At 69.4% G+C, this 4490-nt stretch carries 3 protein-coding genes; 2 read left to right on the top strand and 1 reads right to left on the bottom strand.

Annotated elements, in window-relative coordinates; all coding sequences use genetic code 11:
- Both AC27IQ_RS19175 and AC27IQ_RS19180 read left to right on the top strand, forming a co-directional pair.
- The coding region (locus tag AC27IQ_RS19175) for a FecR family protein (protein WP_487090427.1) at positions 1–799 on the top strand (799 nt) is incomplete at its 5' end.
- A gap of 169 nt (positions 800–968) precedes the next feature.
- On the top strand, positions 969–3362 hold the full coding sequence (locus AC27IQ_RS19180; protein ID WP_487090428.1) for a TonB-dependent siderophore receptor: 2394 nt from the start codon (positions 969–971) through the stop codon (positions 3360–3362).
- 50 nt (positions 3363–3412) lie between these two features.
- Here AC27IQ_RS19180 and AC27IQ_RS19185 read toward each other — a convergent pair.
- A partial coding sequence (locus tag AC27IQ_RS19185) for a thioesterase domain-containing protein (protein WP_487090429.1) occupies positions 3413–4490 on the bottom strand: 1078 nt, incomplete at its 5' end.

Consider the following 4490-nt stretch of genomic DNA (forward strand, 5'->3'; position numbering starts at 1 on the left):
CACTGCGTCGCCCAATGCCCGGCGCATGCCGCGGCGCCTGCTGCTGTCCGCCGCCGCGTTGGTGGGCACCGGGCTGCTGGCCGGACGCGGCGTGCAGTGGCTCTGGCAGCAGCCGGTGTTCACTGCCGCCTACGCCACACGCACTGCGCAGGTGCTGAAGGTGTCGCTGGCCGACGGGCAGGACGGCGCCCCGGGCAGCCGGCTGGACCTGTCGCCCCGAAGCGCGATCGACGTGGCGCTGTACCGGCAGCACCGCAGCGTGCGGATGGCCCAGGGCGAGATCCGCTTCGAAGTGGCCCGCGATGTGGACCGCCCGTTCGTGGTGCTGGCCCGTGGCGCGCGCATCGAGGTGGTGGGCACCGTGTTCACGGTGCGCGACCGGGGCGGCCCCGTCACCGTGGGAGTGGAGCGCGGGCACGTGCGCGTGCAGCCGCTGACGGCCCCTTCGGGCAACGACCCGATTGCAGAAAGCGAAGCGATCGACCTGCACCCCGGGCAGTTGCTCGCCCTCCAGGACGGCCGGGCCGAGCCGGTACGCCCCGTGGACCCGGCCCAGCTGTCGGCCTGGCGGGAAGGCTGGCTGGTGTTCAGGAACGAACCGCTGCGCGATGCACTGGCCACGGTCAACGCCTACCGCGCCCAGCCGATCACGCTGGCCGATGTGCGCCTGGGCGATCTGCGCCTGTCCAGCCGGTTCCGCGCGGGCGATTCCGCGGCATTGCTGGCCGCGCTCCCGACGATCCTGCCCCTGACCGTGCATGCCCGGGCGGACGGCGGCGTCGAACTGCGAGCCCGCTGACACCCTGGGGCAGCGCCCCGACAAAGAAACCGGACGCGGGCTGTCTCCGTTCTGCCCGCTCGAACGTCATGGGAACAAAGCACAAGCCACGCCCGACTGCGGGCCAGTGCGCCTGGACCGCGATGGACCGCTGCCTTGTCGTTCGATTTACCTGGAGTTTCAGAAAGCCATGCATTCCTTTCCCCGTCAGTCCCTCCTGGGTGCGGCGCTCGCCGCCGCGTTCGGAACCCTTCTCGCCGGCTGGAGCCCTGCGGCCCTGGCCCAGCAGGCACCGCAAGCCGTGGCACCGCAGGCCTTCGACGTGAAGGTGCCCGCCCAGCCGCTGGCCAGCGCGCTGGCCGAGCTGTCACGCCAGACCGGGGTGCCGGTGTTCGCGTCCGGCGACCTGGTGGGCGGGGCCGAGTCCCGCCCGGTCTCGGGCCGCCTCACGGTGGAGCAGGCCCTGCAGTCCATGCTGGCCGGCAGCGCGCTGGAAGCCGGCAGCGCCGCCGGCGGGGGCTACACCATTCGCCGCGCCAGCCGGCAGGCCGCCAGCGGCACCTTGTCCACCGTGGTGGTGAAGGCGGGCGCCGACACCGAGCGTCCCGACGGCCCGGTGAACGGCTACGTGGCCCAGCGCAGCAGAACGGCCACCAAGACGGACACCGCCCTGCTGGAGACGCCCCAGTCGATCTCGGTGATCGGGCGCACCGAGATGGATGCGCGCGGTTCGCTGGAGCTGATGGACATCGTGGCCCAGACGCCTGGCGTCTCGGTGGCAACGTACGGGCCGGACAACCGCGGCTGGGAATACATTTCGCTGCGCGGCTTTCCGGGCAACACCAGCAGCTACCGTGACGGGCTGCCGCAGACGCAGTTCGGCGTGGTCTACCGCATGACCGAGCCCTACGGGCTGGAGCGCGTGGAAGTGCTGCGCGGCCCCTCTTCCGTGCTCTTCGGCCAGGGCGATGCCGGCGGCGTCATCAACCGCGTGAGCAAGACCCCGAGCGCCGACGCCACGCGCGAGATCGAGGTGCAGTACGGCAGCTTCGACCGCAAGCAACTGGCCTTCGATGTGGGTGGCGCCCTGAGCGAAGGCAGCGACCTGAGCTTCCGCCTGGTGGGCGTGGGCCTGGACAGCAACGACCAGGACCGCTACCCGAACGGCGACCGCATCAACCGCACACACCTGTACCTCGCGCCGTCGCTGCGCTGGCAGCCGAGCGCCGCCACCTCGTTCACGCTGCTGGGCGAATTCCTCAAGGACAAATCGGGCGAAGACCCGTACTACGCCAATTTCTTCGGGCCCGACGGCACTCTGCGGCACGTGAAATACGGGGACCCGTCCTTCAGCCGCTTCCAGCAGGACCAGTCTTCACTGGGCTACCAGTTCGAGCATGCATTGAACAACGGCTGGACGGTGCGCCAGAACGCCCGGTACACCGACATCGCCCTGGAGCGCAACGCGCTGTGGGCGGATACGGTGCTGGCGGACGGGCACACCATTTCCCGCAGCACGCGCTCCTGGGACGACGGGCTCAAGCAAGGCTCCCTGGACACGCAGTTGCAGGGCTCGGTGCGCACGGGCGCGGCGCAGCACACGCTGCTCTTCGGCCTGGACTGGAACCACCTCGAAGGCACGGCACTGCGCTTTCGGGGCGTCGGCCCCAACCTGGACCTGCTCAATCCCGTGTACGGCATGGCCGTGCCCACACCGCGCACGCCCATGGCCGATTTCACGCAGAAGATGGACCAGATCGGCCTGTACGCACAGGACCAGATCCGCTGGGGTGACCGCTGGGTGGCCACGCTGGGCGGGCGCCAGGACCATGTGAAGACCACCACCGACAACCGCCTGAGCGCCCAGCGCACCACGCAGAGCGACGACGCCTTCAGCGGCCGCATCGGGGTGAACTACCTGCTGGGCGGCGGCTGGTCGCCCTATGCCAGCTATGCCGAATCGTTCCTGCCCACCAGTGGCGTGGACATCAACAACAACCCGTTCAAGCCGAGCCGGGGCAAGCAGGTGGAGGTGGGGATCAAATACCAGCCCGAGGGCGGCAAGACCCTGTTCACCGCGGCGCTGTTCGACCTGCGCAAGACCAACGTGGTCACCTACGACAGCATCACGTCGGACGCCCGGCAGATCGGCAAGCAGCGCTCGCGCGGGCTGGAGCTGGAGGCCAAGACCGAGCTGATGCGCGGGCTCAGCGCCACCGCATCGTTCACGGTGCTGAATCTCAAGGTGCTGGAGAGCGCCGACACCAGCGAGTTGGGCAAGATCCCGGCCACGATCCCCAAGCAGACCGCATCGCTCTGGATGGACTACGCGATCGGCGGCGGCTTCGGCGTGGGCGCAGGCGTGAACTACGTGGGCGAGCGACAGAACGACGAGGCGAACACCACGGCCGAGGGCGGGTTCACCTTGCTCAATGCCGCGCTGCGTTACGACCAGGGCCCCTGGCGCTTCGCACTGAACGCGACGAACCTGCTGGACCGCAAGTACAACACCATCTGCTACCACCGCGAGTGCTACATGGGGCGTGAGCGCACGCTGACGGCCACCGCCAAGTACCGCTGGTAAATCCCCGCGGCGTGCAGCCGCCCCCCTGGCCTTGGGGGCGGCGCCGTGTGTCAGACCCGCCGCATTGGCGTTTGCATCGCGGGCCCGGTGGCCCGCATCGCCTGGCGGCAGGCCCGCAGCAGATCGCCGTGCTGGATGATCTGACGGTGGCTCGCACCGATCGATGCGCCCGTGCGCAGGCGTCCACCCAGCTGGTCCGCCAGTGCCGTCACCTCCTGCGGGGGTCGGTCCTCGCGCCACCAGACATCGGGCACTGCCTGAAGCTCTGGCAGTGGAGGCAGCTTCATGATCGCGGCATCGAGCCGACGATAGGCCATGAATTTCTCCACCATGCCCCCCTGGCCCGGATCGATGCCCAACTGCGCCACCAGCGCATTGGCAGCCTGTGTGGTGTGGTGCACCGAGTCCACGCAGGCCATGTCCGCCGTGCCGAGCACCTGCAGCACCTGGTCGATGGCGCCGGCATCCACCCAGTCCGCCAGGAAGGTGCGGGCCTCTTCGCGCCAGTCGTAAGGAACGATGCCGCCGTGCATCACGAAGCTATCCACCATGCCGAGGAACGCCACTTCGCGCCCTTCGGCTTCGAGCAGGTGTGCCATGTAGACCGCTTCGGTCGCGCCCAGCGACCAGCCAAGCAGCGCCACCGGCCCCTGCGGACAGACGTTGCGCACCAGATCCACGTGGTAGGCGGCCAGCGCCTCGATGGCGTCGATGCGCGACAGGTCGGTGCAGCACAGGCCATATACCGGGCGGTCCTTGCCCAGTTCGTCCGCCAGGGGCTGGTAGTCCAGCACGTTCCGCAACGCCGGCGCGATGCAGAACAGCGGCATCGCCGAGGTGTTCGCCCCTGCCGCCAGGCGCTGGATGGGCCGCAGCGGAGCGCTCGCGCCCGGGGCTTCTTGCAGCAACTGCGCGATGGTCTGCTTTTGCATCAGGTCCTGCAGCGAAAAGGCGTGCTCCGCCGCCAGGCTCTGGTTCATGCGGGCGAGCAGCTTCAGCGCCACGATGGAGTCGCCCCCGATTTCGAAGAAGTTGTCATGGCGCCCCACGCGCTCCAGCCCCAGCACCTGCCCCCAGATCTGCGCCAGCGCCTGCTCCACCTCCCCCCGCGGCGCCTCGTACTCCCGC

It is taken from the genome of Acidovorax sp. KPB24-07, from assembly GCF_057543315.1.

What these genes read in the sequence shown, in the direction of transcription:
- AC27IQ_RS19180 (WP_487090428.1), top strand. Translation starts at nt 969, where the DNA reads ATGCATTCCTTTCCCCGTCAGTCCCTCCTGGGTGCGGCGCTCGCCGCC.